This window comes from Flavobacteriales bacterium (assembly GCA_029248105.1).
Lineage (GTDB): Bacteria > Bacteroidota > Bacteroidia > Flavobacteriales > UBA7312 > UBA8444.
Genome location: JAQWJZ010000018.1, coordinates 16932 through 43289, shown reverse-complemented (window position 1 = coordinate 43289; position 26358 = coordinate 16932). Strand labels below are relative to the sequence as shown.

The following is a 26358-nucleotide window of genomic DNA, read 5'->3' as shown; positions in this document are numbered from 1 at the left end:
ATTATTCTTTTTCCTAATGAATAGCCAAGCCCAAGAGCTTAGTATTTCGCAAATTAGAGAACTGTATCTTGAAGCATCTTTTGATGAAGATGCAGCAAAAAAACTATTCGAATTAACAGAAAACAGTTCTATTGAAACAGAGTATTTACGATATACCTATTATGCCGTTTCGCAAATGTTACAAAGTAAGTTTTCAATAAACCCTTTAGACAAACTCAAAGCCTTCAAACAAGGTAAAGAAAAATTAGAAAAAGTAATTAATCTATATCCAGAAGATATTGAACTGAGGTTTTTACGATTTTGTGTACAAGATGGCACACCACAATTTTTAGATTACAAGTTAAATATGAAAGAAGATAGTGACTTGATAAACAAAACTATTTCTACTAGTTCAGAAGAACTTCAAAAGTTTATAACACCAATATTCAAATCATTAAATGATGGAAGAACAAGTTATTCTAGTAAATAAAAACGATATGCCTATTGGCAAAATAGGAAAATTAGAAGCCCACCAAAAAGGACTTTTACATAGAGCTATTTCTATTTTTATCTTTAATTCAGAAGGTGAAATGTTAATTCAAAAACGTGCTTCACACAAATACCATACTCCTAGTCTTTGGAGTAATACAGCATGTAGTCACCCAAGAAGTAATGAAATGGTAAAACACGCAGCAGAAAGGCGACTAAAGGAAGAAATGGGTATCAGTTGTGACTTATATTTTTCGTTTAGTTTTCTGTATAAGGCTAATTTTGACAATGGACTTATTGAAAATGAATTAGACCACGTTTACATTGGTTTTTCTGACGAAAAGCCCAAACCAAACCCATCAGAAGTTGGAGGTTACAGGTATATTAAATCGAGTAATTTAATGAAAGAAATTAAAGAAAAACCTAATACCTTTACCCCATGGCTTAAGATATGTGTAGAAAAGGTATTAGAAAGTAAATCGACTGTCAAAAAAGAAGTTTTAATTGCATAAGTGTTCCCCATGAATTTAGGTTTAGGTTTAGGTATTTTAATTATTTTCTCAACATTTTGGATGATGGAGTTCATCGCTTGGGCAACTCATAAGTATGTTATGCACGGATTCTTATGGAGGCTCCATAAAGACCATCACCAAGTCAATAAAGACAGAGTTTTAGAAAATAACGATGCCTTTTTCCTCATTTTTGCCATCCCAGGAGCCATATTTATGATTTTAGGCTCTACACTTCTATATATTGGTATAGGCATTACCTTGTATGGTTTTGCATATTTTATTGTACACGAAGTTTTTATTCACCAACGCATAAAACTATTTAAACGCACAAAGATACCTTATCTTAAAGCCATAAGAAAAGCTCATAAAGTACATCACAAAAGTTTAGTTAAAAATAACGGGAGTTGTTTTGGAATGCTTATTGTTCCTTCAAAGTTTTTGAAAGAAGCTAAGCTTTAATTTTCTTTTTTTATAAGTAGTTGCCATAATAATGTTACAATTAACATTATCATAGAAAGATGCATCAGTATTCCTGATATCATAATGACATACTTAATCCAAGTATGCCCCAACCACATTAGCCATAATCCACCAAAGGTAACGACCAGTGACACGTTAGGCTCTATCATTAAAAAAGACTTGAAGTATAACGGCAATGAAGTAAAGTAAACCATAAAAGATAAAAGGGCAAATAACATAGAAATCGTTATGACGTGAGAGTGAATAATGCCTTGCAACTCTCTTTCAGACATTTTAAAATGCAATTCTTCAGCCTCTTCGTCAAATTCGTTACCCAAAACATTTTCTTGAATCCCTTCCGCCTTATAATCGGTGGTGTGCTTTAACAAATCTAAACCTGAAAAATAACCAAAAGAAAGGGTAAGCAAAAAAACAGATAACGATATTCTTAAAGACTTTGGTAATTGATGCAGTTTGAAATCCATTTAGTTATCGGTTATAGTTTGAGTGTTATGCCAATCGTTCATTTTTTGAGTGAGCGAAGATACGACCATTTTCATAGATTCAACAGAAATAGTTGCTCCAGAGATAGCTTGTACTTGTTCAATAGGGCGTGTCAAAAACTGTTTGAGCCAACGCTTATTAGAAATTTCTCCACCATAATTTTCTCTGTATGCTAAAATCTGCAATTTGAGCAACTGCATATCCGCAGAATAAACCGCTAAAAAATCAAACATATCGTGCTTACTAGGTGCTTGTTGCAAACACATATAACCAATAACGCTATCGTTATTACTCAACTCGTAAAAATTAGAACTGATATCGATAGGCGATTTTAGGTAATCCACATTAAATAATTTCTGAACAGTCAGCTCAGCTTTAGACACTATTTTATCTGAAGGTGTCCACTGTGATAATGCTATTTTGGGACATAACACAAAAAAGAGTATACCCACCATAATAGCAGGTATAACTCTCTGAATATGCATTTGATTATAAACTTTATTAACCAATTTATCTAAAATTAGAACCAAACGGCAACGCCAAGGTTAAGGTGTTTTGTTTCTTCTACGGAAGACTCATTACTTTTCAACTGATAATCTGCTTTAAAGGCTGCCCCCTTATTCAACTTATACATCAAACCAAAAGTTTTGTCTGTTCTATCGTAAGCAGCATTAGCATCGAAGCCATCTGTCTCTTCGTGAGTATTGTAATTCTCATAACGACCGAATACAATAAGCTCATTTTCAGATTTACCATCTAAAACATTATAACCCGCCTCAAGGTAATAACCCAATAACTTTGAGCCTAAATCAGCACCAGTTTTAGCGTTATACTCTGCCGTATTTTCTAGATTAGCTAGAATATACTGACCTCTTGCTTGAAATGGACCATTGTTATATCGTGCATCGACACCCATCATTGTTAAACCAACTTGTGTAGAATCTGCTTCAAAGTCGGTTGTTTCTGAGTTTCCTTTGTAAAAAGATGCTCCAAAATTCCAGCCTAACATTCCAAAGTAAGATAACCTACCAGCAAAATCGAAATCCGTAACTGTAGCTTCTGCACCTTTCTGACGACCTCCTCTAAGGCCTTTTTTGCCACTAAAATTAGCAGAACCCTCTTCGTATCCTAATGGACCATTGACGACCATTAACTGATAATTAATCGATTGCTCATCTAAACGACCATTAAGACCTACACCAATCTCTCTCCAAGTAGTAGGAACAATGTATTTATCTACATTTGTTCGTTCAACACCATTGAATGTTGGAGGCTCATGGTAAAGGTTTTGGATACCCATAGGGATAAGCATTAAACCTGCTTGAACGCTCATATTATCCTTAATTTTATAATCTAAGAAGGCTTGTTCAACATAAAGTTCTACCACATGCTCGTATTCTAATTCAGAAACGAAAGTAGCTTTGTCATTAAATTTATAGCCTAAAAAAGTTACTAAACGATGAACATCAAGTTTACCGTTAGAATTCATCTTATTGTCATTATCCAAATTGAAGTTCCCATCAATTTGGCCATAACCTCCAATAATTAAACCCTCTTTTCCACCTAAAATATTTTCAGACGAATTTTGTGCTTTAAGCGTTGGAAGAGCCAAAAAACTTAAAGCTAATAAGTAAATATGTAGTTTCATTTTAAAATGTTTATTTAAAGTTTCGGCAAATATATGACCTTTATTTTTATTTAGACTAATTTTAAATAAGAAAAATTATTAAAAAAATTTACCGATTTTTTTTGTTACCTTTGTCAGATGAAAATCTACTTATTTTTCTTCTTAATTCTGTTTTCTTGTAATACACAAGATTTATTAATTTCATCGACTTACCAGCATTGGGTAGGTGGGCGTCCTGAAACTGGAAGCGGCACAAATTATCATTTTCAAGTAGTTGCTCCTGACAACGATGCCAACTTCCAAATAGAGCAGATCAAGGCATATCGCAAAGCCTTAATGCACAGCGTAAATCCAGAAAAATATCAGAAAGGTGATACCTTAATGGTATTCGCCTACAAAAGCAAAGAGCTTTGGAATTCTGACACCATATGTAAAATTCAATACAAACTCAAAGGCAAAACCTATTCTATTGTCCCTAAAGAATTAAAAGAGTTGGAAAAACTTTTATACCCCTAAACTCTAAACATTTAAACCCTAAAGCTATGAAACCATCCAACAACAAATACAATATAACGACTATAACCATTCATTGGCTTAGCACTGTATTGATTTTAATTTTATTTCCAATGGGCAGTTATATGTCAGGATTGGATACAACAGAAAAATTAGGACTTGTACAAACCCATGCCCTATTAGGAATAAGTGTATTTCTACTGACTATTATAAGAACCTACTTCTTTTTTACGAAGAAAAGACCAAAAGACATACAAACAGGATCGCCTATCAACAACAAGTTGATTATTTGGATTCACAATACCTTTTACATTTTACTATTTCCATAACCATAAGCGGAATTGCTACTATGCTTAGCGGTGGCTATATAAATGCTATAGAAAGTCAGAATACTGAACTCATAAACCAAAGAGAAAATATCAAACCTCTTGAAGCGCACGGTATAACCTCTTTTATTCTCATGATATTATTATTAGTCCATATAGCTGGAGTAATCAAGCATTATATCAAAACAAAAGAAAACACACTAAAACGAATTTTACCCTAAAAATTAAAACTATGATTACCTTAAACCTTATTGGATTAGATGCTGCAAAAAGTCAAACACTTGCTAACTCGCTGAATGATTTACTTTCAAATTACACTGTATTGTATCAAAACGTGAGAGGCTACCATTGGAACGTACAAGGCGATAAATTTTTTGAATTACACCTCAAGTTTGAAGAGTTGTACAACGATTTGTTCGTGAAAATTGATGAAATAGCTGAGCGTATTTTAACTTTAGGATACCAACCGAATCATAAATTTTCATTTTATCTTGAGAAAACAGCAATTGTAGAAACTAACGAAGTTAATGATGGTCCAAAATCTCTACAAGAAATTTTGAGCGCTTTCGCTATTTTACTCAGCAAACAAAGACAAATATTAGAATTATCTGGAGAAATAGAAGACGAAGGAACTAATGCCTTAATGAGCGACTACATAAGAGAACAAGAAAAATTAGTGTGGATGTATTCGGCTTACCTTAAAAAATAAATGTATTATTAAATAAAAAATATGAACACACTTCAAAAGAAGCTACCCAGTTGGTTTTGGATTATTGGAATTGTTTCTTTGTTATGGAATATTATGGGAATATTTTCATTTGTAGGACATACTTTTATTAGTGAGGAAGCCTTAGCCTTACTATCAGAAAAAGAACAAAGTTTATACAACAGTTTTCCCCTATGGGTAAGTGTTGTTTTTGCCATTGCAGTATTGACAGGTTTTGTGGGCTCTATCATGCTTTTAGCAAGACAACAAATGAGCCATCCTATATTTAAAATTTCGTTAATCGCCATACTGATTCAAATGAGCTACAATATATTTTTCACTTCATCTATTGAAGTTTATGGTTTAGTAGAAACGCTCATAATGCCAATAATAGTCATTGTTTATGGGGTCTTCTTGGTTTGGTTTTCAAAATTTGCAATTACAAAAAACTGGCTTCACTAATTTTTATCTTTTCTTTTATTCATTTTATTATTGATGATAAAGCCATTATCTTTGTGAACTATGCGAGGAAAGAAGACGGTTTTAATGATTTTGGATGGTTGGGGACATGGTGACCGTACAAAGTCCGATGCTATACACCATGCCAACACCCCTTTTATCGATTCGTTATACCACGATTATCCTAATTCAGAACTTAAAACTGACGGTTTAGAAGTGGGATTACCAGAGGGGCAAATGGGCAACTCTGAAGTCGGTCACCTCAACATTGGCGCTGGTCGTATTGTTTACCAAGACTTAGCAAAAATCAACAAAGCATGTGCTGAAAACACCTTAGAAAGTATGCCCAAATTACAGGCCACTTTCAACTATGCAAAAGAAAATAACAAACCCTTACACCTAATGGGTTTAGTTTCAGATGGAGGAATACATTCACATTCCAAACACCTTTTTGAATTGTGCCGATTGGCCCAAAAAGCCGGATTAAGAGAGGTTTATATTCACGCTTTTACCGACGGCAGAGATACCGACCCTAAAAGCGGTAAAGGATTTCTACAAGACTTAGAGAACAACCTTCACGGTGCAAAAATTGCCTCTGTTTGTGGCAGGTATTACGCCATGGATAGGGACAACCGTTGGGAACGTATAAAATTAGCATACGATTTATTGACCAATGGACATGGTGAAAAGACACAAGACATTTGTCAAAGCATACAAGATTCCTACAATACAAATATCACAGATGAGTTTATAAAACCCATAGTCTGTGTAGATGATAATGATGACCCAATAGCTAGAATCCAAGAAAGCGATGCTGTAATATGCTTCAACTTTAGAACAGATAGATGCAGAGAAATCACTAGCGTACTGACCCAAGAAGACAAGACAGAATTTCAGATGGAGGCCTTAGTTTTACACTACACTACTATGACGATGTATGATAAAAACTTCAAAGATGTAAATGTTATCTTCGAAAAAGACAACCTGAACAATACGCTAGGTCAAGTGGTTGCCGAAAATGGCCTGAAGCAAATACGTATTGCAGAAACCGAAAAATACCCTCACGTTACTTTCTTCTTTTCAGGAGGACGAGAAGCCGAATTCGAAGGAGAAAAACGACTTATGGCAAAATCACCTCAAGTAGCAACCTACGATTTACAACCTGAGATGAGTGCACTCGAAGTAGTGGACAAAATAGTTCCTGAGTTAGAGGGCAGCACTGCCGACTTTGTATGCCTTAACTTTGCCAACCCAGATATGGTAGGGCATACTGGCGATTACAATGCTATTATGAAAGCCGTAGAAACGGTTGACCAATGCACTAAAGAAGTCGTTAATGCAGGTTTGAAAAGCGATTACGCCTTTATTATTATTGCTGATCATGGTAATGCAGATTTTGCCATTAATACTGATGGTAGCCCCAACACAGCCCACACTACGAACTTAGTCCCTTGCTTTTTATTAAATACTGATTACGACAGCATAAAAAACGGAAAACTGGGCGACATAGCCCCAACAATATTAACCCTTCTGGGAGTAAACATACCCCCAGAAATGACAGGAAATAGCCTAGTATAATTATGGAACACATTAACACATACATTAAAGAAAATAAAGACCGATTTGTAAATGAATTGATGGATTTGCTTAGAATACCATCCATTAGTGCAGACCCAGCATACAGTAAGGATGTTCACGCTTGTGCCGAATCCGTCAGAGACCATTTGGAAAAAGCTGGTGCCGAAAAAGTTGAAATATGTCAGACCGCTGGATATCCTATTGTCTATGGCGAAAAAATTATAGACCCTAATCTGCCAACAGTTTTGGTTTATGGACATTACGATGTGCAACCGGCTGATCCTCTAGAACTGTGGGAAAGCGGACCCTTTGAACCCGTAATCAAAACGACAGACATACACCCTGATGGCGCAATTTTTGCTCGTGGGGCTTGCGATGACAAAGGGCAAATGTTTATGCACGTCAAAGCATTTGAGTTGATGATGCAAACCAACACCTTAGCTTGTAATGTTAAGTTTATGATTGAAGGTGAAGAAGAAGTAGGCTCTGATAATTTGGGCGACTTTGTGAAAGCCAACAAAGAACGTTTGGAGTGTGATGCTATACTTATTTCCGATACTGGCATTATTGCTAACGACACCCCTTCTATTACAACAGGTCTCAAAGGCTTGAGCTATGTTGAAGTAGAAGTTACAGGTCCGAACCGAGATTTACATTCTGGACTATACGGTGGAGCTGTAGCCAATCCTATCAATGTATTGTGTGAAATGATAGCCTCTTTAAAAGATGAAAACAATCATATAAGCATTCCTGGCTTTTATGACAAAGTGGTTGAATTATCAGCACAAGAAAGGGAAGACATGGCACGAGCACCTTTCTCACTAGATCACTATAAGAAAGCACTAGACCTTAGCGATATTCATGGTGAAGAAGGCTATAGCACTATGGAAAGAACAGGCATTCGCCCTACCCTTGATGTCAATGGCATGTGGGGAGGTTATACCGGCGAAGGTGCTAAAACAGTTATTGCATCTAAGGCATTTGCTAAAATCTCCATGCGTCTTGTCCCCAATCAGAGTGATGCAGAAATCACCAAAATGTTTGAAGACCATTTTAAGAAAATCGCTCCGAAAAGTGTTAAAGTAGATGTGCGCCCACACCATGGAGGCGAACCTTATGTAGCACCTACAGACAGTCCTGCTTACTTAGCTGCTAGTGCTGCTATGGAAGCAACCTATGGCAAAAAACCAGTGCCAGTAAGAAGTGGTGGGAGTATTCCTATTGTAGCCTTGTTTGAACAAGAACTGGGTGTAAAATCTATACTTATGGGATTTGGCTTAGACAGTGACGCTATCCACTCTCCTAATGAGCATTACGGTTTATTCAATTATTTCAAAGGAATCGAAACTATTCCACACTTTTTTACCAAATTTAAAGAGTTAAACCAATAGTTTTAAATGTGCCTAATTGTTCATTCAATTGTAAATTCAAATCATGAGTAGCAAGTACAAACGAACATTTAACGATCTACAAATAGTTTAAATTTGGGGATGAAAACTTTCTACTCCATTTTATTTTTAATGGTGCTAATAGTGAGTTGCAACGGACAGACAACCAAAATGAATACACAACCATATACCAATGCTTTAGTCGACGAAAGCAGTCCCTATTTATTGCAACACGCCCACAATCCAGTGGATTGGTATCCTTGGAATGAACAGACACTAAAAAAAGCCCAAGAAGAAGGCAAACTCCTTATCATTAGTATAGGTTATTCGGCTTGTCATTGGTGTCACGTTATGGAACACGAAAGTTTTGAAGACCAAGAAGTGGCTAGGCTCATGAACGAGAGGTTCATCAATATTAAGGTGGACCGAGAAGAACGACCTGACATAGACCAAGTGTATATGAATGCCGTTCAGCTTATGCAGCAAAGAGGAGGGTGGCCACTGAACTGCATCGCATTGCCAGATGGCAAACCCGTTTGGGGAGGAACTTATTTTCCTAAGGGGCAATGGATGGAACAAATCAATCAAGTAGCTAACTTTTACGAAGAAAGACCACAAGATATGATTGAGTATGCTGAAAAATTAGCCGCAGGTATTCAGCAATCTGAATTGGTAGCTTACAACAACAGCGATGCTATTTTCTCGTGGCAAGACTTGGACAATATGCTTGAGCCATGGAGCAAACAATTCGACTACAAAGAAGGAGGGGCAAACCGTTCGCCCAAGTTTCCTATACCCAACAACTACACTTTTTTGATGCGATATGCCCACCTTAAAAAAGACCAGCTTATCAGTGATTATGTTCAACTAACTTTAGAAAAAATGGCCTTTGGTGGCATCTACGATCAAGTGGGTGGTGGCTTTGCCCGTTATTCTACGGATGAGCTATGGAAAATTCCTCACTTTGAAAAGATGCTTTATGATAATGCCCAATTGGTAAGCTTATATAGCGAAGCCTATTCTTGCTTTGGAGAAGATATGTACAAAGAAGTTGTGGAACAAACCCTTGCTTTTATAGAAAGAGAATTGAGCCACGAAAACGGCGCATTTTATTCTGCTTTAGATGCCGATAGCGAGGGTGTAGAGGGAAAGTTTTATGTCTGGAAAAAAGAAGAGTTGAAAAGTTTGCTAGACGATGATTATTCTCTTTTTGCTAAATACTACAACATCAATAGCAAAGGGTTTTGGGAATACGGCAATTATATCTTACTCAAGGATCAGACGGACGAAGCCTTTTGCGAAAAAGAAAAAATAGATCTCGGAACTTTGAAAGTAAAAGTAAAATCTTGGCAAAGGCAACTACTGAGCGAGAGAGAAGAACGGATTCGACCGGCTTTAGACGACAAATCCTTAACCTCTTGGAATGCACTCATGTGCAAAGCCTATACCGATGCATATCTAGCTTTGGGGCGCAAAGGCTACTTAAACAAAGCCTTAAAGAATGCCGCATTCATCATAGATAAACAGTGGCGAAGCGATAATTCTTTATGGCATTCTTATAAAGACGGCAAGTCCAGTATCAACGCTTTCTTGGAGGATTACGCCTTTACCATTGAAGCTTTTATCCGTTTGTATCAAGCTACTTTTGACGAGCAATGGCTCAGTCAAGCACAAGTATTAATGGACTATTGCAAAACTCATTTTTACGACAGTCAAAGCGGAATGTTTTATTTCACTTCGGATGAAGATGCACCATTGGTTGCACGAAAAATGGAAATCAACGATAATGTCATTCCAGCCTCCTCCTCCGTCATGGCGAACAACCTCTTTGTATTGGGTCAGCTTTTGAACGATAGCGACTATTTGAATATGGCTAAAGTGCAACTTAACAATATAAAAAACGATATGCCCTCTTACGGTTCGGGCTATTCCAATTGGGCTAATTTGATGCTCAAACAAGTAGCACCCTTTTACGAAATTGCAATTGTAGGAACTGATGCCCTTGAAAAATCGATGGATTTGCAAGAAAACTATCAGCCTAATAGTTTAATATTAGGAAGCGACAAAGAAAGTGATTTACCTTTATTAAAAAACAAAATGATAGCTGGTCAGACTACCATTTACATCTGTCAAAACAAAAGCTGTCAGCTACCCACTACAGATGTTAAACAAGCCTTTGAATTAATGCCCTGATTTTTATTAGTTTTGCATAATAATTAAAACTTAAAATCATGAAAAAAATCCAACACTTAGTAGTTGTACTCATTCTATCTTTTAGCTTTCAAAGCTGCACACAGTCTGAATGTGAAAAGAACTCCTCCAATTCAGATGACCAAGAATTCGAAATTATTAATGAAATGATGGATTATGCTGATGATCAAATCGATAAAGACATCCTTTATGGTAAAGCGTCAAAGACAATACAATTGGATGGTGAGGAAGATTTAAAGGTTGTTCACGTATCATGGTCGGCAGACAGTAAAGATAGAAGTAGTGAAAGGAAATTTCAAGTTTTCATGGATAAATTAAGTCAAGAAGAAATTGAAAATAATCTTTCTAGAAGTGATTCATTAAAATAAGATTTAATCTTATTTTTGAGGATTATGACCTATTTCAAAGAAGAACAATATTTTAGACAAAAACTGCTCTGGCTAGTCCTTTTATTTTTTCCTGCTTTTTCCTTGTACGGCCTGTACCAACAAGTGATGATGGGCAATGCCATTGGCGATAACCCCCTCAGTGACGAAGGACTCATTAGCTTTTCATTAATTGTAGGCTTGGGATTGCCCGTTCTATTTTGGTTTATGAAGCTCAAACTAAGGGTTAGCAAAGAGGGTTTGCACTATCAGTTTTTTCCCGTTCACTTCAAAGAAAGGCTTATTCCTTTTGAAGACATCACTAATTTCAAAGCTAGAACCTATTCTCCCCTCAAAGAGTTTGGAGGCTGGGGCATACGTTTCGGTTTTGAAAGTAAGGCCTACAATGTGAGTGGGGATAAAGGCTTACAATTGGAGTTGAGCAATGGCAGAAAAGTGCTTTTTGGTAGCCAAGACCACAAAGCTTTAGAAAAGGCCATGAAGAAAGCCCAAAACGCTAGTTAGGGCGGCAGTCTTCTTCCTTACAATGCAAAGGAATAATCTGACGCTTAATAGCCAATTCCTTATAAGCCCAATGCCCTAGCCGACTCACTTTTAAAATGAAAAAGACAGGTACAAACACCCACAATAGGGGCAATCTGACTACGATTTGCCAAATGCTATCGTAACCATAAAAGACACGAGAATGTCTATTGATAGAAGCTATTTGTTGTAAGCCTTTTTCTTTCGAAATGGCTGTACCTTCATATGTTCGTATATCGGCTTGACGGATACCGTTGAAGATATCCAAACGCTTGAGCCAAGACCCAAAACGAACACACATAGGACACCAAGAGTCGATGTAAATGGATAAAGAACTCATCGGTGCAAAAATAGAGAAAAGGAATGTAACCGCATTCTTGTTTTATGTGTGGATTGTGAAAGACACACCCCTGTTTTGCATTGCAAAACTATCCCCTCTCAAGAGGGGAGATTTATGAAATACTTCCGCTACAAAAAAAGTGAAGTCTATACACTAAACGATGAATTACTCCCCTCTTGAGAGGGGACAGAAAACGCAGTTATCAGGGGTGTGTTACTTCTTCACCCCAGCCACAAACTCTTTAAGATAAAAAGGCACAAAATAAGCCACATCTTCAAAGTTCTGTTGTTGGTATTGGTGATGTGCTAAAGCAATCATTCCTTTTGCCGAAGGGTAAATGCCTAACTCAAAATGAGCGTTGGGGTGTGTTAGGGTTTCTTGGCACTTGTCTGCCCCATCGCCAAAAAATAAAATCGAGCCTTGTTCTAACTCTTGAGAAAAGGAAGCCTCATCAATCACTTTAGCCTGTACTTCTGTAGATTGGTCTGTACCAAACAAAGCGCAATACACCTCCATGCGTCTAGCGTCAATCATAGGACAAAGTGTTTTGTCGCTGTGCTGTTCGGCCATAAGTTGTGCCATAGCTTCCAAAGTGGAAATGGCTATCAAAGGAATGTTTAAAGCGTAGCACAAGCCCTTAGCTGTAGATGCACCTATGCGCAAACCGGTATAAGAACCCGGTCCTGAACTGATAGCAATGGCATCCAAATCTTTAACCGAGAGTTTATGCTCTTGGAGTAAATCTTCAATAAAAACCGTAAGTTGTTCGGAATGAGAATAGTTTTCAGAAACACTTTCTTTGCAGCCCAACAATTGCCCCTGTTTCGCCAAAGCAATGGAGCAACTTTTGGTAGCTGTTTCTATACATAAAATCAATGCCATTGTTTAATTTACGCTTATAGAAATACTACTGCCTTTGGATTCATAGCTTCCATCCGCCTTAGCAAGGTAAGAACCATCCTTAATTAATCGAGAGACTGCGCTGTAAGGCCCTTTGACAATTTCCATACTGTCTTTAACTCCTGAAAGGATTTGTATATATTCATCGTCTTGTATGCCTGTTTGAACGACAATCATTTTAGCTATGCCTTCTTGGTATTCAAAAACGCATTCTATTTTTTCATCGCCACCAGCCGTATCTTTTCTGGTAGTAACAGCTTGTATAGGCAAAGCCAAAACGTCTTTGGCACGTTGGGATTGTATATCGACTGTGGCCGTCATGCCAGGTCTGAAATTAACCGCCTTTATAATACGCACCTTAACCTCAAAATTAGTCACTTGGTCGGCACTCGCCCCTGTGACATTAGCCGAATTGGCAATTTCTGACACCAATCCCTTATACTTTTCTCCTAGAAAAGCATCGACTTCAATAATAGCCGTATCACCTAAATTTACGCTATTGATATCGTTCTCGTTGACCTCAACAGCTACTTCCATTCTATTCAAATTGGCCAAACGCAACAATTCTGTACCAGCCATTTGTGCTGTTCCTACTACTCGCTCTCCTAACTCTACATTAAGACGAGAAATAGTACCACTAATAGGAGCGTAGATATTTGTCTTATTCAAATTCTCTTGGGCTTCCTTCAAGGACGCTTCAGCACTTGTCACCGCATACTCACCATCTTCTACATTAAGCTGAGCTACGGTATAAGAAGCTTGTACTTTCTCAAATTCTGACTGAGAAATGGTGCCCTTATTAAAAAGCGTCTGGTTTCTATTAAAGTTAGCTTGGCTTTCTATCAATTGAGCTTTGGCTTTAGCAAGTGCCGACTTAGAAGTGTTTAGTGCAGCTTTACTCCTGTCCAGTATGGATTGGTAAGTGTCGGGTTTTATCTTTAATAACAAATCGCCTTTTTCAACTTGGTCACCTTCCATAATATATAGCTGAACTATTTCGCCAGAAACGTCAGGAGAAATTTTAACTTCTACTTCAGGTTGTATTTTACCACTTGCCGAAACGGTCTGAATAATGGTTTTCTGATCTACCAGTGTGGTTTGTATGCTAATACCTTCTTCTGAAGAGATCCAACCTGCAGATTTAGCAATAAGTAATAAAAGACCTAAAACAAATAAAGAAATTCCAGAAATACGCATTGAACGGCGTTCTTTTTTCTTGCCGAAATAGAACAATAAAATACCTGAAACAATGAAGAGAATAAATACTATCATAATTTAAAATGTAAGTGGTTTGCCCATATAAAAATCCAACATCTTGGTTTTAAATAGGTAATCGTATTTGGACTGTAACAAATCTGTTTCAGCTCTAAAAAGGGTGTTTTTAGCGTTATTATAATCGTAAGAATTCAGCAGTTGCAAATCGTACTTATCTTGTGTGTACTGAAAAGATTCTTGCTGATATTCCACAGACTTTTTACTCGCTATGTATTTTTTTTGTGCCGATAGGGCGTCATTCTGAGCTTGTTCTATGGTTTTCCTCAAATTGTTTTTGGCCTCTTGCAAACCGTATTCAGCTTGTAGAACACCAATCTTAGCTTTACTAACGGAGGCATTGGCTTGCCAATTGTTAAATATAGGAATACTCAAACTCAAACTTATGGACTGATTCACATTGTCGTCAAATTGATCTTGAAAAGGATAGTCTTCATAGACAGGTGTTAATGGCAAAGCTAATGAATCGTATGGAGCTAAACGCTTGCTAGCATCCGAATAGGCAGTCCCTACACTAGCAGACATGCTTAAACGAGGGCTTCTTATCCCTTGCGAAATGGCTAAAGAACGCTCTGAACTTTTGAGCTTGGTCTCTGCACTTTTAACCTCTGGTAAGCTTTCAACAGCAAGAGAATAAATAGCATCGTTAGCTAGAGAATTATAATTTTCATCTACCTCAACATTAAGTTGAGCAATGGCAAAAGACTCCGAAACGGGCAAATCTAAAAGCTGCATTAAATTCAATTTGGCTATGTCTCTTTGGTTTTGGGCATTGATAAGCTGCAATTCTTCTTGAGCTTTTTGTGATTCCGTATTTAACAAATCTCCTTTGGGAAGACTGCCCACTTCTACCATCTTTGAAATACGTTCTACCTGCAATTCAGAAATACTTACTTTCTGTTCATTAACTTCTACCAAATCCGAATTATACAGCAATTGCAAATAGGCAGTCACTATATTAACTGATATATCATTAGCTATCTTTTCGGCATCGTATTTTGAAGATAGATAGTCGAAATTGCTCTTTCTTATAGAATTGATATTCTGAAAACCATTGAACAACGTAACAGATGAACTCAAACTAAAATTATTATTACGTACTCTGTCTATGTTAATCTGATTGGTTACGGGGTCAATATTTCGACCAAAATTGGTGTTGTCTGAAACATTACCATTGAGGTTTGGCAATAAAGCCATCTTTGATTGAAAATAGTTTTGCTTAGAAATTTCTGTATTGAGATAGGCCTTTTTAATGGTCATATTATTGTCTTGAGCATAACGCAAACAATCTTCTAAAGACCAAGTCTTTTGCCCAAAAATAGCCGTAGCGCTTAAAACAAAACAAAGAAAAAATAGGGTTCTTTTCATATCATCAAAGATATAGTTAATTTGATTAACTATGCTTTGACACGTTTATTGTAACGTAGCCATGCAAAAGCGATGATACCTAAGGCTAAATAAGGCATTGCCATCAAATATAAAATACCGTCGTTCAGACCAGAACCAATAGAAGAACCTCCGTCTATATTGCTTTCTACAACAGACTTGCACATAGCACACTGAGCATAGGTATCTGCTGCTACAGCAACTAAAAATAAGACTAGGATTAACATTCTTTTCATAGGTACAAATTTAAGCATAATATGGTATCATAAAAATATATACCAATACCCCTGTAATAGCGACATACATCCAAATAGGAAAAGTCCATTTGACAATTTTTACATGCTTTTGATACTCTCCAGTAATGCCTCTATAAATGGCTAATAACGCCAAAGGAAGTACAGGAATAGAAAGTATAATGTGTGAAATAAGTATAAAAAAATATGTCGGTCTTAACCAACCTTCACCTTCGTAAGGTGTTGGCGCATTGGATAGTTTAGAAATAACATATGATACTAAGAAAATAGCTGACAAAATAAAAGCACTCATCATAGCAATACGATGAAGAGCAATTTTTTTATTCTTTATCCAAACAAAACCAACAAACAACAATACAGCAGTAGAACCATTAAGGACAGCGTGAAAAAAAGGCAAGGAACGCAAATCAGCACCGCCAAAAGATACACGCAAATCGTCAGGCAAAAGCATTAAAGCCGCTACTGCAATTGGTATAATTACCGAAAGGGCAACGATTAAAGGGATATAAAATTTATCGTTTTGATTCATTTTTGTCTTTCTTAGCCAAATTATATTCTGCCATCAGTACTTTGATATCGTCTATTAGCAAATTAACTTCATAATCACTAGTGCCATCATAAACACCAATATTATTTCCGTTATCGTCTTCTCTAGCTCTTATGCGACCTTCTTTATCGACTAAAACAAAATATTCCGAATGTAAAAAACCACCTGCGGCGGCGCTATCTTCCATAACATTTACAAAGTATGAAGAAGCTATAGAATAAATCTCATTTCTATCGCCTGTTACAAAGTTCCAATTGGATAAATCGGCTTCCATATCATTGGCATATTGGAGTAATACTTCTGGCGTGTCGTATTCTGGAAAAACCGAGTGAGATAGTATCTTAAAGTTAGGGTACAGCGCCATCTTTTGCTGTATGCGACGCATGTTGTAGGTCATTACAGGACAAATTGTTGGGCAAGTCGTAAATACAAAATTTGCAAGGTAAATATTACCTTCATAATCGGACTGACTAACCGTATCAGAAAACTGATTGACAAAAGAAAAATCAGGAATACTATGGTAAGTAGAATCGGTTTGTGGACCTACATAGGGCAAGTGTGTGAAATTGTGTTTTCCATAAGTTAGAAACACATAAATAGCCGTAGGTAAAATCAGAATTAATATCGCTAATATACCTTTGTATTTCTTCATATATTATAGTATTCCAAAAATATAGTGACCTTCTACCAAAAGAATAAATACTAAATAAGGAATTAGGACAACAGCAGGTAGAAGTATGCTTAGCTTTAAGCCTTTGACTTCATGTCCTAAGTGCATGAATTCCATTACAATATAAGCTGCCTTAATAATAGTAAGAATGATGAAAATTAAATTCAAAAGAGTAGTACCTAAAAAGATGTTGTCTGTAAGTACTGCAGGTTTGATTATTCCTAATATAACCTCAACAGCTGTAACGATTAGAAGAATCCAAAATACTCTCCAAATCCACCAAGTTCCTGTTTGCTCTGACATAATTATATATTTAAAATGTTTGTTTTATACTAAATAGAAAAAGGTAAATACAAAGACCCAAACTAAATCGACAAAGTGCCAATAAAGACCAACTTTCTCAACCATCTCATAATGCCCTCTTCTTTCGTAAGTGCCTTTTATAACGTTAATGAATATGACAATAAGAATCACTACACCACTAAATACGTGGAAGCCGTGAAATCCAGTAATGAAATAAAAGAAATTGGCAAATAATTGGTGACCATACTCGTTTCTAACAAGGTTAGCTCCTAAAACAACTTCTGCATTATTTAGATAGGCTGTTATAGCCTCACCACTAACTACCGATTTGTCGGCTAATCTGATACCGTATTGTGTATCTGCTAACAATGCACTTTTCACATCGTTAATAGTAATGTTTACATCATCGGCATAAGAATCAACACCTACTAAATCATAGATAGAATAAAAGTGTGCGTCTGCATCTACAACGTGTACTATATCGTGGTTGCTAAGCTCTATTCCTCCTCTGTCGCCATGAATGAAGTGTCCCCACTCCCATGCTTGAGAACCTAAGAATGTTATTCCTCCAAAAATAGTAAGCCCCATCCATAGGATAACTTTGTTTTTGTTGTTTTTGTGCCCTTCATTTACTGCGAGTACCATAGTTACAGAACTCATAATAAGAATAAAGGTCATCAGTGCAACAAACAATAAGGGGTGATCGCCATGTAAGAAAGGAAAGTGTGTAAACACATCTTCTGCAATAGGCCAAACGTCTGCATATTTGAAACGCATAAAGCCATAAGCGCATAAAAATCCGGAGAAAGTAAGTGCATCTGATACGAGGAAGAACCACATCATTAGCTTACCGTAGCTTGCCGCAAAAGGTCTGTCCCCTCCCGACCATGCTTGTTTTTCATTTGTTGTAATGTCTGCCATTTTTTCTTGGTTTGAAAAAGTTATGCAATATTAGTGATTATATAGTAAAAACAGGAATAAATAAAGCCATAAAAAATCTAAAAAGTTCCAAAAAATTGCACATAGCTCAATGCCAATAGAGTTTTGGCTGGAATACAAGCCTCTTTTGGCTTTAAAAGCGGTAATCAAAAGCGCAATAATACCACCTGCTAAATGTAATAAATGCAATAAGGTTAGTACATACAAAAATGAACCTGAGGCATTACTACCTGGTCCGGTAAAGTATACCCCTTCATCATACAATGCTCCCCAAGTAAGGTATTGCGATAAGGCAAATCCTAAACCCAATATAATCGTCCAATTAAGTCCTTTTTGAGCAGTTTCTAAATCATCTTTTTTAACGCTTTTCTTTGCCCAATTCATAGTAAAACTTGAAAGTATAATCAAAGCTGTACTGATATAAAACCAAATTGGAAAGTCATATGCTAACCAATTGCCTTCAGCTTTTCTTACCACTAAGGCACTCGTCAAACCGGCAAATATCATAGCCATACTTATCATAGAAATCCATAATAATGGCTTGGCAGACTTTTTCTTTTGTTCTTCAAATGTTGTCATAATAGTTTATCAATAACATAAATTAATTGTAATAATGGTAGGTATATAAAGGAAGCAAACATGAGCTTCTTTGCATCGTCATTAGAAAGACTTTTGAATAGCATTACAGACTTTGTGAAAAACCATAATCCTAAAATTATAGCAAACAGACAGGCTAATAAAGATAACTTTAGCTCACCTGTAAAACCAAAGGCTGGCAATACCGATAAGGGTATTAAAAATAAAGTATAAATTAATGTTTTGAAGGCGGTAGCCTTACCCTTTTCTCCAGGCAACATTTTGAAGCCCGCCTTAGTATAGTCTTCGTCAGACACCCATGCAATAGCCCAAAAATGCGGGAATTGCCAAATGAATTGAATAGCAAATAAAATACCCGCCTCAATAGCAAAATCATTAGATACAGCTACCCAACCCAACATAAAAGGGATAGCGCCAGGAAAAGCTCCAACAAACACAGAAAAGGAGGAAATACGCTTTAATGGCGTGTAGGCCAACACATACAAAAGCACAGATAGTGAACCAAAAATACCAGAGTACATATTTATGGAAAACAGGAAAAAGACTCCAACAAGCCCCATTGCAAGAGACAGTATTAAAGCTTGATTGGTTGTCATTCTTTGCTTAGGCAAAGGCCTGTTCTCTGTTCTCTTCATCAATTTATCCAAGTCTTTTTCGATCACTTGATTAAATCCGTTTGATGCAGCAACAACTAAAAAGCCTCCTAAAATTAAAGCTATCAAATCAAAAGATTGAAACAATCCGCCCGCAATAAAATACCCTGCAATAGCAGAAAAGACGACGCTTGTGGTCAATCTAATTTTTGAAAGCTGTAAAATGTCGTTTATGGACAATTTATAAGTGTTTGATAATGAGCATTATGAGACAAAAAACGTCTTTTTTATCTAGGGAGTAAATTTACCAATTTTTATATTTGCATGGGCTTTTATTGCTGAAATTTTAACAAAATTGTGTATTTAGAATTAATCTAAAAATCGTAATAGAAGTTTTGCAAATCCGTTTTGAAGGCAAAGAATAAATATTGATTTTTGGAAGTGGTATTCAAATCTTTAGAAACCCTATTAGTAATTCCTATCTCCAACTTCATATTGGTTCTAGGGTTTACAATATAACCCAATCTAAAATCAACAATTTGCAAATTAGTGGTATTGCCTTGAGCTATTTCATTACCGTAATCTTTTTTACCTTCTTTGTATGAAATAAATAAATCACTACCATAATTTGTAGTGTCCCCAGTTATTTCGCCACCATGCTTGGCATGTATTAGTTTCAAATCGGCAGTCCACCTATCTTTTCTATAACGCGCAATGCTTACATTTTCAAGAAAACTTGCACCTAGCGGGTGTGCTAAAGGCTGAGCATAATGAGCATAGTTCTGAATAGGGTTGAAATGAGAATAAGTAAATGGTCTAGCGAAGTTTACCTCCGTCTGTAGTGACAGGTTTTCAAAACCAAAAGCATCAAAATATTTCATCCCAATTTGCCCTCCATATTTATTGAGCCAAGAACCATTACGATCTAAAAAATCGCTCAACCTAAACTCATCAAGAACTAGCTGACCGTATAAATGAGAAGTAGACGTCAACTTATACTTTAATGACAAACCTAATAAGGCATTACCTTGTCGTGAATAACCAATAGAATACTCTACAGGTCTGTAAAAGATTATAGGATTCATATAGTTGATGTCAAATACATTGCCTAAACTATCTTCGGCTAACATTATGGATTCAAAAATGCCAATATTCAACCGCTCACCTAAATTAGTACTCAAGTAATGAATAGCACTAAATTTTGACTTGCTTATATCTTGCGCATCTATGTCGAAATTGATATCTTGAAAATAAGAAAATAGATTGACGTACTTAAATTTCCATACGTCGGTAGTTATTTTCAAATAAGGATAATTAAATGAATTATCGGAAAGTAACATAGAACGATACCCATCGCCAATAAAATGTTTGCCATGACCAAACTGTACGTCAAAGAATTTATTGATATCATAATTAGCATATCCTGAAGCATAATAAAAATCCATAATGCCCTCTTCGTAAAGCAGATTGTACTTTGCCATACCTTGACCAGGAACAACATTCTCATTAGTTCTCACATAGTCTTCTAAATAGTCTGAGAGCAACAACTGATTTTCATAAAAAGAAGAGTAAAAAGTTATTTTTTTTCCTATCCTTCCTTTTACCTCAACCCCTCTTGTGTTGACATATCGTCTATCATTGTCTTCTGCTAATTCAAAATGAAAAAGCGGATTCAATGCAAACATATAATCTGCATCTTCAACTCTCAATAAATCTGCGTTTAAAAAATCATAAATCAATGACTTTCTTGATGAAATTGGCTTGAAAGAGTTATAATAGGTAGTGTCGTCAGAGGAGAATAAAAAGGGCTTAAATGATGTATGTTTTGAGATACCAATATCGTGTATATCCTTTTCCGTATATGAATAATAGGAATGGCTTAAGGGTGCATTTATTTGCCCAATAAGAGTGAGTGAAAACTGTGACAGTAAAAAAATTAAAAGGTATTTTTTCATTTGCAGATTATTTAATCAAAATAGATTTTGAACTGATGTCTAAAGCAAAAGTAAACAAAACAAGCATTACAGAGAATTTATTATCGAGGTATAACCTTTAGCAATATCATCCCACGAATAATCCTCTCTCATGTGGTTTATCGCATTCTGTGTCATGTCCGTCATTAAATCCTTGTTGTTCATTAGTATATTTAACTGTTGTGCCAAATGTTTGAAATTACCTTTTTCAAAAAGCAAACCATTTTGTCCATCTTCTATAACTTCTTCAAATGGGGCTATTTTAGTTGCAACTACAGGCAAACCATAGGAAAGCGACATAAGCAAAACACCACTTTGGAAGATAAGCTCATAAGGTAAAGCTAAACAATCAGTTGCCTTGAAATATAATTCTCTTTTTTCCTCACTAATGTAATTGATGTCCAATATCAATCTACTTGACAAGTCCAGCTCATCAATAATGGACTGATATTTACTAAAGTCATCTTTACCCGAATGACCCGCAATGATAAGGTGCGTTGAAGCATCAATTAGAGGCATTGCTCTTAACATAACATCTAAACGCTTGGTCGGCTTTAATCGACCAAAAAATAAGATATATTGCCTATCGTTTTCTAAGCCTAGTGATTTTCTTGCTGAGTTTCTACTTATTGCTCTGTTGGGCAAATCAACAAAAGCGCCGTGCTTTAAAACACTAACCTTAGAATGCATTTTTGATTGTATTTGAGGCAACAAATGATCAAAAGAATAGCTATTGTGGACCACTATCCTATCAGACCAAAAATTATAAATAAGGTGGTGGTACCATTTATTATCTTGATTTGTGAAGGAAAATACATCGTGTGAAATTGTAATCGTCTTTAGCCCGAATAATTTGCAAAAAGCATAGGTCATAACCGCCATATTATGAGTAGAGAATACATGGATTATTACTTTAGAAATATTATTCCTTCTGCAATCCATACAAGACTTGAGCATTCCCATTAAAAAATTGAGCGTTTGAGAAAATTTATTTTTGAAAAAAGTGCCGAAAAAACGCTTAGCGATAACCGAATCAGAGTGCAACTCAAAGTTAGAATAAATAAAAGGTGTAATTTCTTGCTTAGTCAATGAGTTACAAAGAAATGTATCGTAATGATTCATTCCGCTTTTTATCCCTACCGGATCTATGATGGCTACTTTATCTTCCATCGAGTTAAATCAATATTTAATAATTTTTCTAATTGCAAAACATCTTCCTTATAGTAATCTCTTAATTTCTGTTCAGTCAGATTTAATAACTTGGGTTTATCCTTTTTTGAGAAAAACCTGACTTTTATTGATGACAAAAGTGTGAGAGGTAATATCATTTTAACCCCTTTTCTGACCCAATTGATTTTATACAATAGAGATATTATTGAATTTGAAGGTGCTAAGAATGGATTTTGAATGCTTAAGTCAACCACTTGTTGGTTAATCCTCAAAAAGCTAAATAGGCTAGTCATCACTTTTTGAGCATCTGCCTTAAAGTCTTCGTAAAAAATAATCATCACTTGTTCTCTACCAAAGGTATCAATATAGCGTTTCAATTGTGGACAATAATTGCCCAACTCTAAGTATTGCTGAAAATATTGAGGAAATTTTTGTGGATTAGCTATGATATCCTCTAAATTTTCTGAGCAAAAACCAAGACGACAATCCATCAAGTAATGTGAAAAAGCCCGTTCTATAGGGTGCCTTAACATTATTATAATTTTAGCCTCTGAATTGTAGTCGTGAATACGTTTGGGAACGTCCTCATAAAACAAATAAGAGACACTAGCTTCGCCTGTAATTTTTGACTTTTGGTTGGAAAAAAGTTTTTGATAATCTTCACTATTGTCCACACATAATGAATTGTAAAATAAAGTAGAGACTTCGTTTGAGGAAAAATAGTTCGGTTCCTTAACGCTACTCATACACACATCTGCATGCTGATCAAGATAATGGTGTAAGGAGGTGGTTCCCGCCTTTGGTGTGCCTACAATAAATGTATTGACTTTCATTATTACATTTTAAATCCTTGAAAATAGGACGATTGAATTAGGTAAAAGACACTCCATTTTTTTTCAAACCTTGGACTTATAAAAAACCGAGTCGTCAAATAAAACCATAGATAAATCAAATTTATATAGGCTATGAATGTCTTTTGTTTCTTTAAAAAATAGACGTGATTTTTACTATTCTGCTTAATGAAAAAAGTGCCGTATTTCTGAGGCTTATCTTTATTTCTTGATTGTGTCAGACTTCCTATTTTATGTAAAAAATGAATGTCGTGCCTATATCTAACCTCATGTTTTCCGTGTATCAAAACTCTATAGAAAAAATCGGTGTCGTCAAAATAGACAAAATACTTTTCGTCCATTAAGCCCACATCTTCAAAAACAGATTTATGAACTAGAGCACAACAGGTAGGAGCATACTCAATTTTATCGTCTACATTATATTGATTATCATCTGTTTCTCCTTGCCCCCTGTGGTAGTTTAAAAATGCTTTTTTTCTGTTATAAAACCCTCCTGCATACCAAATCATATTTGAAGGAGAAAAATAATTCATTTTTGGTACAACAATGGAAGAGCCGTAAGTCCGATATGTATCTAAAAGCTTGCTTAATAGATGATTTTCAAATACCGTATCATTATTTAGCAGTAAAACAAAATCACAATTATCCTTTAATGCCAACTTTATACCTTGATTATTACCTGCTGCTACACCAAGATTATTGGTGTTTTTTAAAAGAAGTTTAGATTCAAAACTCCAGTCCTCAATTTTTGAAATCGTGTCATCACTAGATGCGTTATCAATAACATATAAGTTAAAATCTGGATAGGCTAGATTTTCTATTGACGTGAAGAAATCTTCCAATACAGAAGAGCTATTATAAGTTACTGTGACAACACCTATTTTCATTTCATCAAACCTTTATCTTTCATTTCACTTATAGAATGGTCGTAGTTATCAGAATTAACATCTTGCCTTTTAACCCAATCTACAAATTGTTTCAAGCCCTCTTCAAAAGGTACTTTTGGGGTGAAACCTAAGGTCTGTTTAATTTTACTGATGTCTGCCTTATTATGACGAATATCTCCCAATCTATAATTTCCAGAAACATGAATTTCGACATCTGATTGATATAAGCGCTTCAATCCATCAGCTACAGTTTGTACAGTTGTAGAAACCCCCGAGCCAACATTAAATGAGTCGGATTCTATAGTATTGTTTTGAATGGCTAAAACAGTAGCGTCCACCACATCGTCTATGAATACGAAGTCACGACTTTCCTGTCCATCTTCAAAAATATTAATCGGATTATTATTTAATATTCTTGTAGAAAAGATAGATAAAATTCCAGTGTATGGATTGCTGAGTGATTGTCCTGGACCATATACATTTTGATACCTTAAAGAAACGGCAGAGATGCCTAAGCTTTTACACGCTACAAGAATCATTTGCTCTTGATTGCTCTTGGTGATACCATATATAGAAGTTGGATGGATTTTTGAATTTTCATCGGTGGATACTAAAGCAACCGATTGCTTGCATTTTGTACAAATAGGCTCAAAATGACCTTTCGACATTTGTTCGTCACTCCTTTCAGAAGGATATACATCTCCATGATCACTGCATTGGTATTTACCTTCTCCATAAATAGCTCTTGATGAAGCTACAACTACCTTTTTAACTTGATGTTCCTCGTTGGCTAATATATCTAACATGATAGCTGTACCACTACAGTTAACCTCAACATATTTTTCAATTTGATACATGGATTGTCCTGTTCCTGTTTCTGCAGCGAGATGAACAATGACACTATTATTGGCAATGGCCTTTTGCCAATCTTTTCTGTTTCTTACGTCACCTTTTATAAAAAAGACTTTATCTTTAATTGATAAATACAACTGTGAATTGTTCTCAGACTCGGTATGTATTTGTGGAGAAAGGTTATCAAGGATTGTTACTTTATGACCAAGACTAACAAGCTTCAATGCTAAATTGGAACCTATAAATCCAGCTCCACCAGAAATTAATATATTTTCCATCTAAACTTGTTTATAAAACCTATTCCACCTGAAATCACAAAAGTAAGGAAAAAAGGTCTGAGCATAATGGGCTCAGTCATTAATGATATTATTATAAAGATAAAAAACAAATTACGCTTTTCCAATATAAAAGCTTGATGATAAAGCATGAGTAAAAGCATCAAAGTAAAGGGTATTCCTGCTGCAGCTAAGAAAAACATTATCGAATTGGTTGATCCTTTATCATTAACATTTGAGAAATCTAATGCCTGTAAGTTTAATGAAAAGTTTGTTTTTTGGCGTGTATTCATAAATTGTTCATCATCTAATCCAACACCTGTTAGTGGATTTTCATAGACCATATAAAGCGGCTGAACTAGGTCAAAAAAACGTGCCTGAAAAGAATATTGACCCTCACCATGAAGCTTATCGGAAATGTTAGCCGCTGTAACGAAATAGACCAACGCAATCAATAAAACACTAATGGGTAAAAACAAGATGTTCTTTCTGATATCTGCACCAAAAGAAATAAGAAGCAGAATAAACATTACCACTAAACCTGTAGTTGAAAAGGTTGTGAAAATAGCAAGTACAGTAAGCCAAAATATTAAGCCTCTTTTCTTTTTAACAAAAGATATGATAAATAATAATAGATTGAGAAATATTTGTAGAACACCCGGCTCCCAAAATATTCCTTGATTTCTCACTAGATCTATACCTAATACAGAAAATGAGTGCGTGTATTTTAAATAAAAGAAAATGTTTAAGAAAGAAACACAGTCGTAACGACTGTTACTAATCTCAAATAAAAAAGATTGTATAAAGGGATATATAAAGAAACTAATTAAAGAATGTATTAATATAATCTTTAACACCAAATACAGGTGTGGAATAAACTGTTTTTTATT

At 35.6% G+C, this 26358-nt stretch carries 33 protein-coding genes; 13 read left to right on the top strand and 20 right to left on the bottom strand.

What is annotated here, in order from left to right:
* Window positions 1-16 precede the first annotated feature (16 nt).
* The 3 genes from P8I29_03210 to P8I29_03200 are packed head-to-tail and all read left to right on the top strand — an operon-like array spanning window position 17 to window position 1439.
* Window positions 17-469, top strand: a complete 453-nt coding sequence (locus P8I29_03210; GenBank protein MDG1916805.1) for a hypothetical protein — start codon at window positions 17-19, stop codon at window positions 467-469.
* Window positions 441-980 (top strand): isopentenyl-diphosphate Delta-isomerase, encoded by a 540-nt coding sequence (gene idi, locus P8I29_03205; GenBank protein MDG1916804.1) that lies wholly within the window; start codon window positions 441-443, stop codon window positions 978-980. The genes P8I29_03210 and idi overlap by 29 nt, the downstream gene beginning before the upstream one ends.
* Before the next feature lie 9 nt (window positions 981-989).
* On the top strand, window positions 990-1439 hold the full coding sequence (locus tag P8I29_03200) for a sterol desaturase family protein (GenBank protein MDG1916803.1): 450 nt from the start codon (window positions 990-992) through the stop codon (window positions 1437-1439).
* Here the strand turns inward: P8I29_03200 and P8I29_03195 are convergent.
* From P8I29_03195 to P8I29_03185, 3 genes are read right to left on the bottom strand one after another with little or no spacing between them, the layout of a single operon-like run.
* Entirely contained in the window at window positions 1436-1924 is a 489-nt protein-coding gene (locus P8I29_03195; protein ID MDG1916802.1) for a hypothetical protein, read from the bottom strand. The genes P8I29_03200 and P8I29_03195 overlap by 4 nt on opposite strands.
* Window positions 1925-2428: an FMN-binding protein gene (locus tag P8I29_03190; protein MDG1916801.1), complete on the bottom strand. Its 504-nt coding sequence runs from the start codon at window positions 2426-2428 to the stop codon at window positions 1925-1927.
* 35 nt (window positions 2429-2463) lie between these two features.
* Window positions 2464-3591 (bottom strand): porin, encoded by a 1128-nt coding sequence (locus P8I29_03185; protein ID MDG1916800.1) that lies wholly within the window; start codon window positions 3589-3591, stop codon window positions 2464-2466.
* A gap of 117 nt (window positions 3592-3708) precedes the next feature.
* Here P8I29_03185 and P8I29_03180 point away from each other — a divergent pair, with 117 nt between their 5' ends.
* From P8I29_03180 to P8I29_03135, 10 genes are all read left to right on the top strand, one after another.
* A complete protein-coding gene (locus P8I29_03180; protein ID MDG1916799.1) occupies window positions 3709-4086 on the top strand; it encodes a hypothetical protein in 378 nt (125 codons plus the stop codon).
* A gap of 26 nt (window positions 4087-4112) precedes the next feature.
* Window positions 4113-4412, top strand: a complete 300-nt coding sequence (locus tag P8I29_03175) for a cytochrome b/b6 domain-containing protein (protein MDG1916798.1) — start codon at window positions 4113-4115, stop codon at window positions 4410-4412.
* Window positions 4373-4630, top strand: a complete 258-nt coding sequence (locus tag P8I29_03170; protein MDG1916797.1) for a hypothetical protein — start codon at window positions 4373-4375, stop codon at window positions 4628-4630. Before P8I29_03175 ends, P8I29_03170 begins: the two co-directional genes overlap by 40 nt.
* Window positions 4631-4641: 11 nt before the next feature.
* Window positions 4642-5118, top strand: a complete 477-nt coding sequence (locus P8I29_03165; GenBank protein ID MDG1916796.1) for a DNA starvation/stationary phase protection protein — start codon at window positions 4642-4644, stop codon at window positions 5116-5118.
* A gap of 21 nt (window positions 5119-5139) precedes the next feature.
* Window positions 5140-5577 (top strand): hypothetical protein, encoded by a 438-nt coding sequence (locus P8I29_03160; protein MDG1916795.1) that lies wholly within the window; start codon window positions 5140-5142, stop codon window positions 5575-5577.
* Between the two features lie 60 nt (window positions 5578-5637).
* Window positions 5638-7152 (top strand): 2,3-bisphosphoglycerate-independent phosphoglycerate mutase, encoded by a 1515-nt coding sequence (gene gpmI / locus P8I29_03155; GenBank protein MDG1916794.1) that lies wholly within the window; start codon window positions 5638-5640, stop codon window positions 7150-7152.
* Window positions 7153-7154: 2 nt separating this feature from the next.
* Window positions 7155-8543 carry a dipeptidase gene (locus tag P8I29_03150; protein MDG1916793.1) on the top strand — a complete coding sequence of 463 codons (1389 nt, stop codon included), beginning with the start codon at window positions 7155-7157 and terminating at the stop codon, window positions 8541-8543.
* Window positions 8544-8711: 168 nt separating this feature from the next.
* Complete coding sequence (locus P8I29_03145; protein ID MDG1916792.1) at window positions 8712-10733, top strand: thioredoxin domain-containing protein; 2022 nt, start codon at window positions 8712-8714, stop codon at window positions 10731-10733.
* Between the two features lie 38 nt (window positions 10734-10771).
* On the top strand, window positions 10772-11119 hold the full coding sequence (locus P8I29_03140; protein MDG1916791.1) for a hypothetical protein: 348 nt from the start codon (window positions 10772-10774) through the stop codon (window positions 11117-11119).
* 24 nt (window positions 11120-11143) lie between these two features.
* Window positions 11144-11641 (top strand): hypothetical protein, encoded by a 498-nt coding sequence (locus P8I29_03135; GenBank protein MDG1916790.1) that lies wholly within the window; start codon window positions 11144-11146, stop codon window positions 11639-11641.
* On the opposite strand, the gene P8I29_03130 is transcribed toward P8I29_03135, so the two are convergent.
* The 17 genes from P8I29_03130 to P8I29_03050 all read right to left on the bottom strand — a co-directional run bounded on the left by P8I29_03130 (window position 11634) and on the right by P8I29_03050 (window position 26157).
* Entirely contained in the window at window positions 11634-11999 is a 366-nt protein-coding gene (locus P8I29_03130; protein MDG1916789.1) for a DCC1-like thiol-disulfide oxidoreductase family protein, read from the bottom strand. The genes P8I29_03135 and P8I29_03130 overlap by 8 nt on opposite strands.
* A gap of 213 nt (window positions 12000-12212) precedes the next feature.
* Window positions 12213-12881: a tRNA (adenosine(37)-N6)-threonylcarbamoyltransferase complex dimerization subunit type 1 TsaB gene (gene tsaB / locus P8I29_03125; GenBank protein ID MDG1916788.1), complete on the bottom strand. Its 669-nt coding sequence runs from the start codon at window positions 12879-12881 to the stop codon at window positions 12213-12215.
* A gap of 3 nt (window positions 12882-12884) precedes the next feature.
* The gene (locus P8I29_03120) at window positions 12885-14171 is read right to left on the bottom strand and encodes an efflux RND transporter periplasmic adaptor subunit (protein MDG1916787.1); all 1287 of its coding nucleotides are present in this window, start codon (window positions 14169-14171) and stop codon (window positions 12885-12887) included.
* A gap of 3 nt (window positions 14172-14174) precedes the next feature.
* Window positions 14175-15539, bottom strand: coding sequence for a TolC family protein (locus P8I29_03115; GenBank protein ID MDG1916786.1), 1365 nt, complete (start codon window positions 15537-15539; stop codon window positions 14175-14177).
* 29 nt (window positions 15540-15568) lie between these two features.
* Window positions 15569-15793 (bottom strand): hypothetical protein, encoded by a 225-nt coding sequence (locus tag P8I29_03110; GenBank protein MDG1916785.1) that lies wholly within the window; start codon window positions 15791-15793, stop codon window positions 15569-15571.
* 10 nt (window positions 15794-15803) lie between these two features.
* On the bottom strand, window positions 15804-16340 hold the full coding sequence (locus tag P8I29_03105) for a DUF420 domain-containing protein (protein MDG1916784.1): 537 nt from the start codon (window positions 16338-16340) through the stop codon (window positions 15804-15806).
* Entirely contained in the window at window positions 16324-17010 is a 687-nt protein-coding gene (locus tag P8I29_03100) for an SCO family protein (protein ID MDG1916783.1), read from the bottom strand. Before P8I29_03100 ends, P8I29_03105 begins: the two co-directional genes overlap by 17 nt.
* Before the next feature lie 3 nt (window positions 17011-17013).
* Window positions 17014-17331 (bottom strand): cytochrome C oxidase subunit IV family protein, encoded by a 318-nt coding sequence (locus P8I29_03095; protein ID MDG1916782.1) that lies wholly within the window; start codon window positions 17329-17331, stop codon window positions 17014-17016.
* A 24-nt stretch (window positions 17332-17355) separates the two neighbouring features.
* The gene (locus tag P8I29_03090; protein MDG1916781.1) at window positions 17356-18252 is read right to left on the bottom strand and encodes a cytochrome c oxidase subunit 3; all 897 of its coding nucleotides are present in this window, start codon (window positions 18250-18252) and stop codon (window positions 17356-17358) included.
* Between the two features lie 30 nt (window positions 18253-18282).
* Window positions 18283-18849 carry a cytochrome c oxidase subunit 3 gene (locus P8I29_03085; protein ID MDG1916780.1) on the bottom strand — a complete coding sequence of 189 codons (567 nt, stop codon included), beginning with the start codon at window positions 18847-18849 and terminating at the stop codon, window positions 18283-18285.
* Window positions 18846-19700: a heme o synthase gene (cyoE, locus tag P8I29_03080; GenBank protein MDG1916779.1), complete on the bottom strand. Its 855-nt coding sequence runs from the start codon at window positions 19698-19700 to the stop codon at window positions 18846-18848. The genes P8I29_03085 and cyoE overlap by 4 nt, the downstream gene beginning before the upstream one ends.
* A gap of 134 nt (window positions 19701-19834) precedes the next feature.
* The gene (locus P8I29_03075) at window positions 19835-21415 is read right to left on the bottom strand and encodes a gliding motility protein RemB (GenBank protein MDG1916778.1); all 1581 of its coding nucleotides are present in this window, start codon (window positions 21413-21415) and stop codon (window positions 19835-19837) included.
* Window positions 21416-21481: 66 nt separating this feature from the next.
* The gene (locus P8I29_03070) at window positions 21482-22603 is read right to left on the bottom strand and encodes a glycosyltransferase family 4 protein (protein ID MDG1916777.1); all 1122 of its coding nucleotides are present in this window, start codon (window positions 22601-22603) and stop codon (window positions 21482-21484) included.
* Window positions 22588-23436: a sulfotransferase gene (locus P8I29_03065; GenBank protein ID MDG1916776.1), complete on the bottom strand. Its 849-nt coding sequence runs from the start codon at window positions 23434-23436 to the stop codon at window positions 22588-22590. Before P8I29_03065 ends, P8I29_03070 begins: the two co-directional genes overlap by 16 nt.
* Before the next feature lie 2 nt (window positions 23437-23438).
* Window positions 23439-24341: a glycosyltransferase family 2 protein gene (locus P8I29_03060; GenBank protein ID MDG1916775.1), complete on the bottom strand. Its 903-nt coding sequence runs from the start codon at window positions 24339-24341 to the stop codon at window positions 23439-23441.
* Window positions 24338-25471, bottom strand: coding sequence for an NAD-dependent epimerase/dehydratase family protein (locus P8I29_03055; protein MDG1916774.1), 1134 nt, complete (start codon window positions 25469-25471; stop codon window positions 24338-24340). Before P8I29_03055 ends, P8I29_03060 begins: the two co-directional genes overlap by 4 nt.
* The gene (locus P8I29_03050) at window positions 25456-26157 is read right to left on the bottom strand and encodes a hypothetical protein (GenBank protein MDG1916773.1); all 702 of its coding nucleotides are present in this window, start codon (window positions 26155-26157) and stop codon (window positions 25456-25458) included. Before P8I29_03050 ends, P8I29_03055 begins: the two co-directional genes overlap by 16 nt.
* Window positions 26158-26358: the final 201 nt, after the last annotated feature.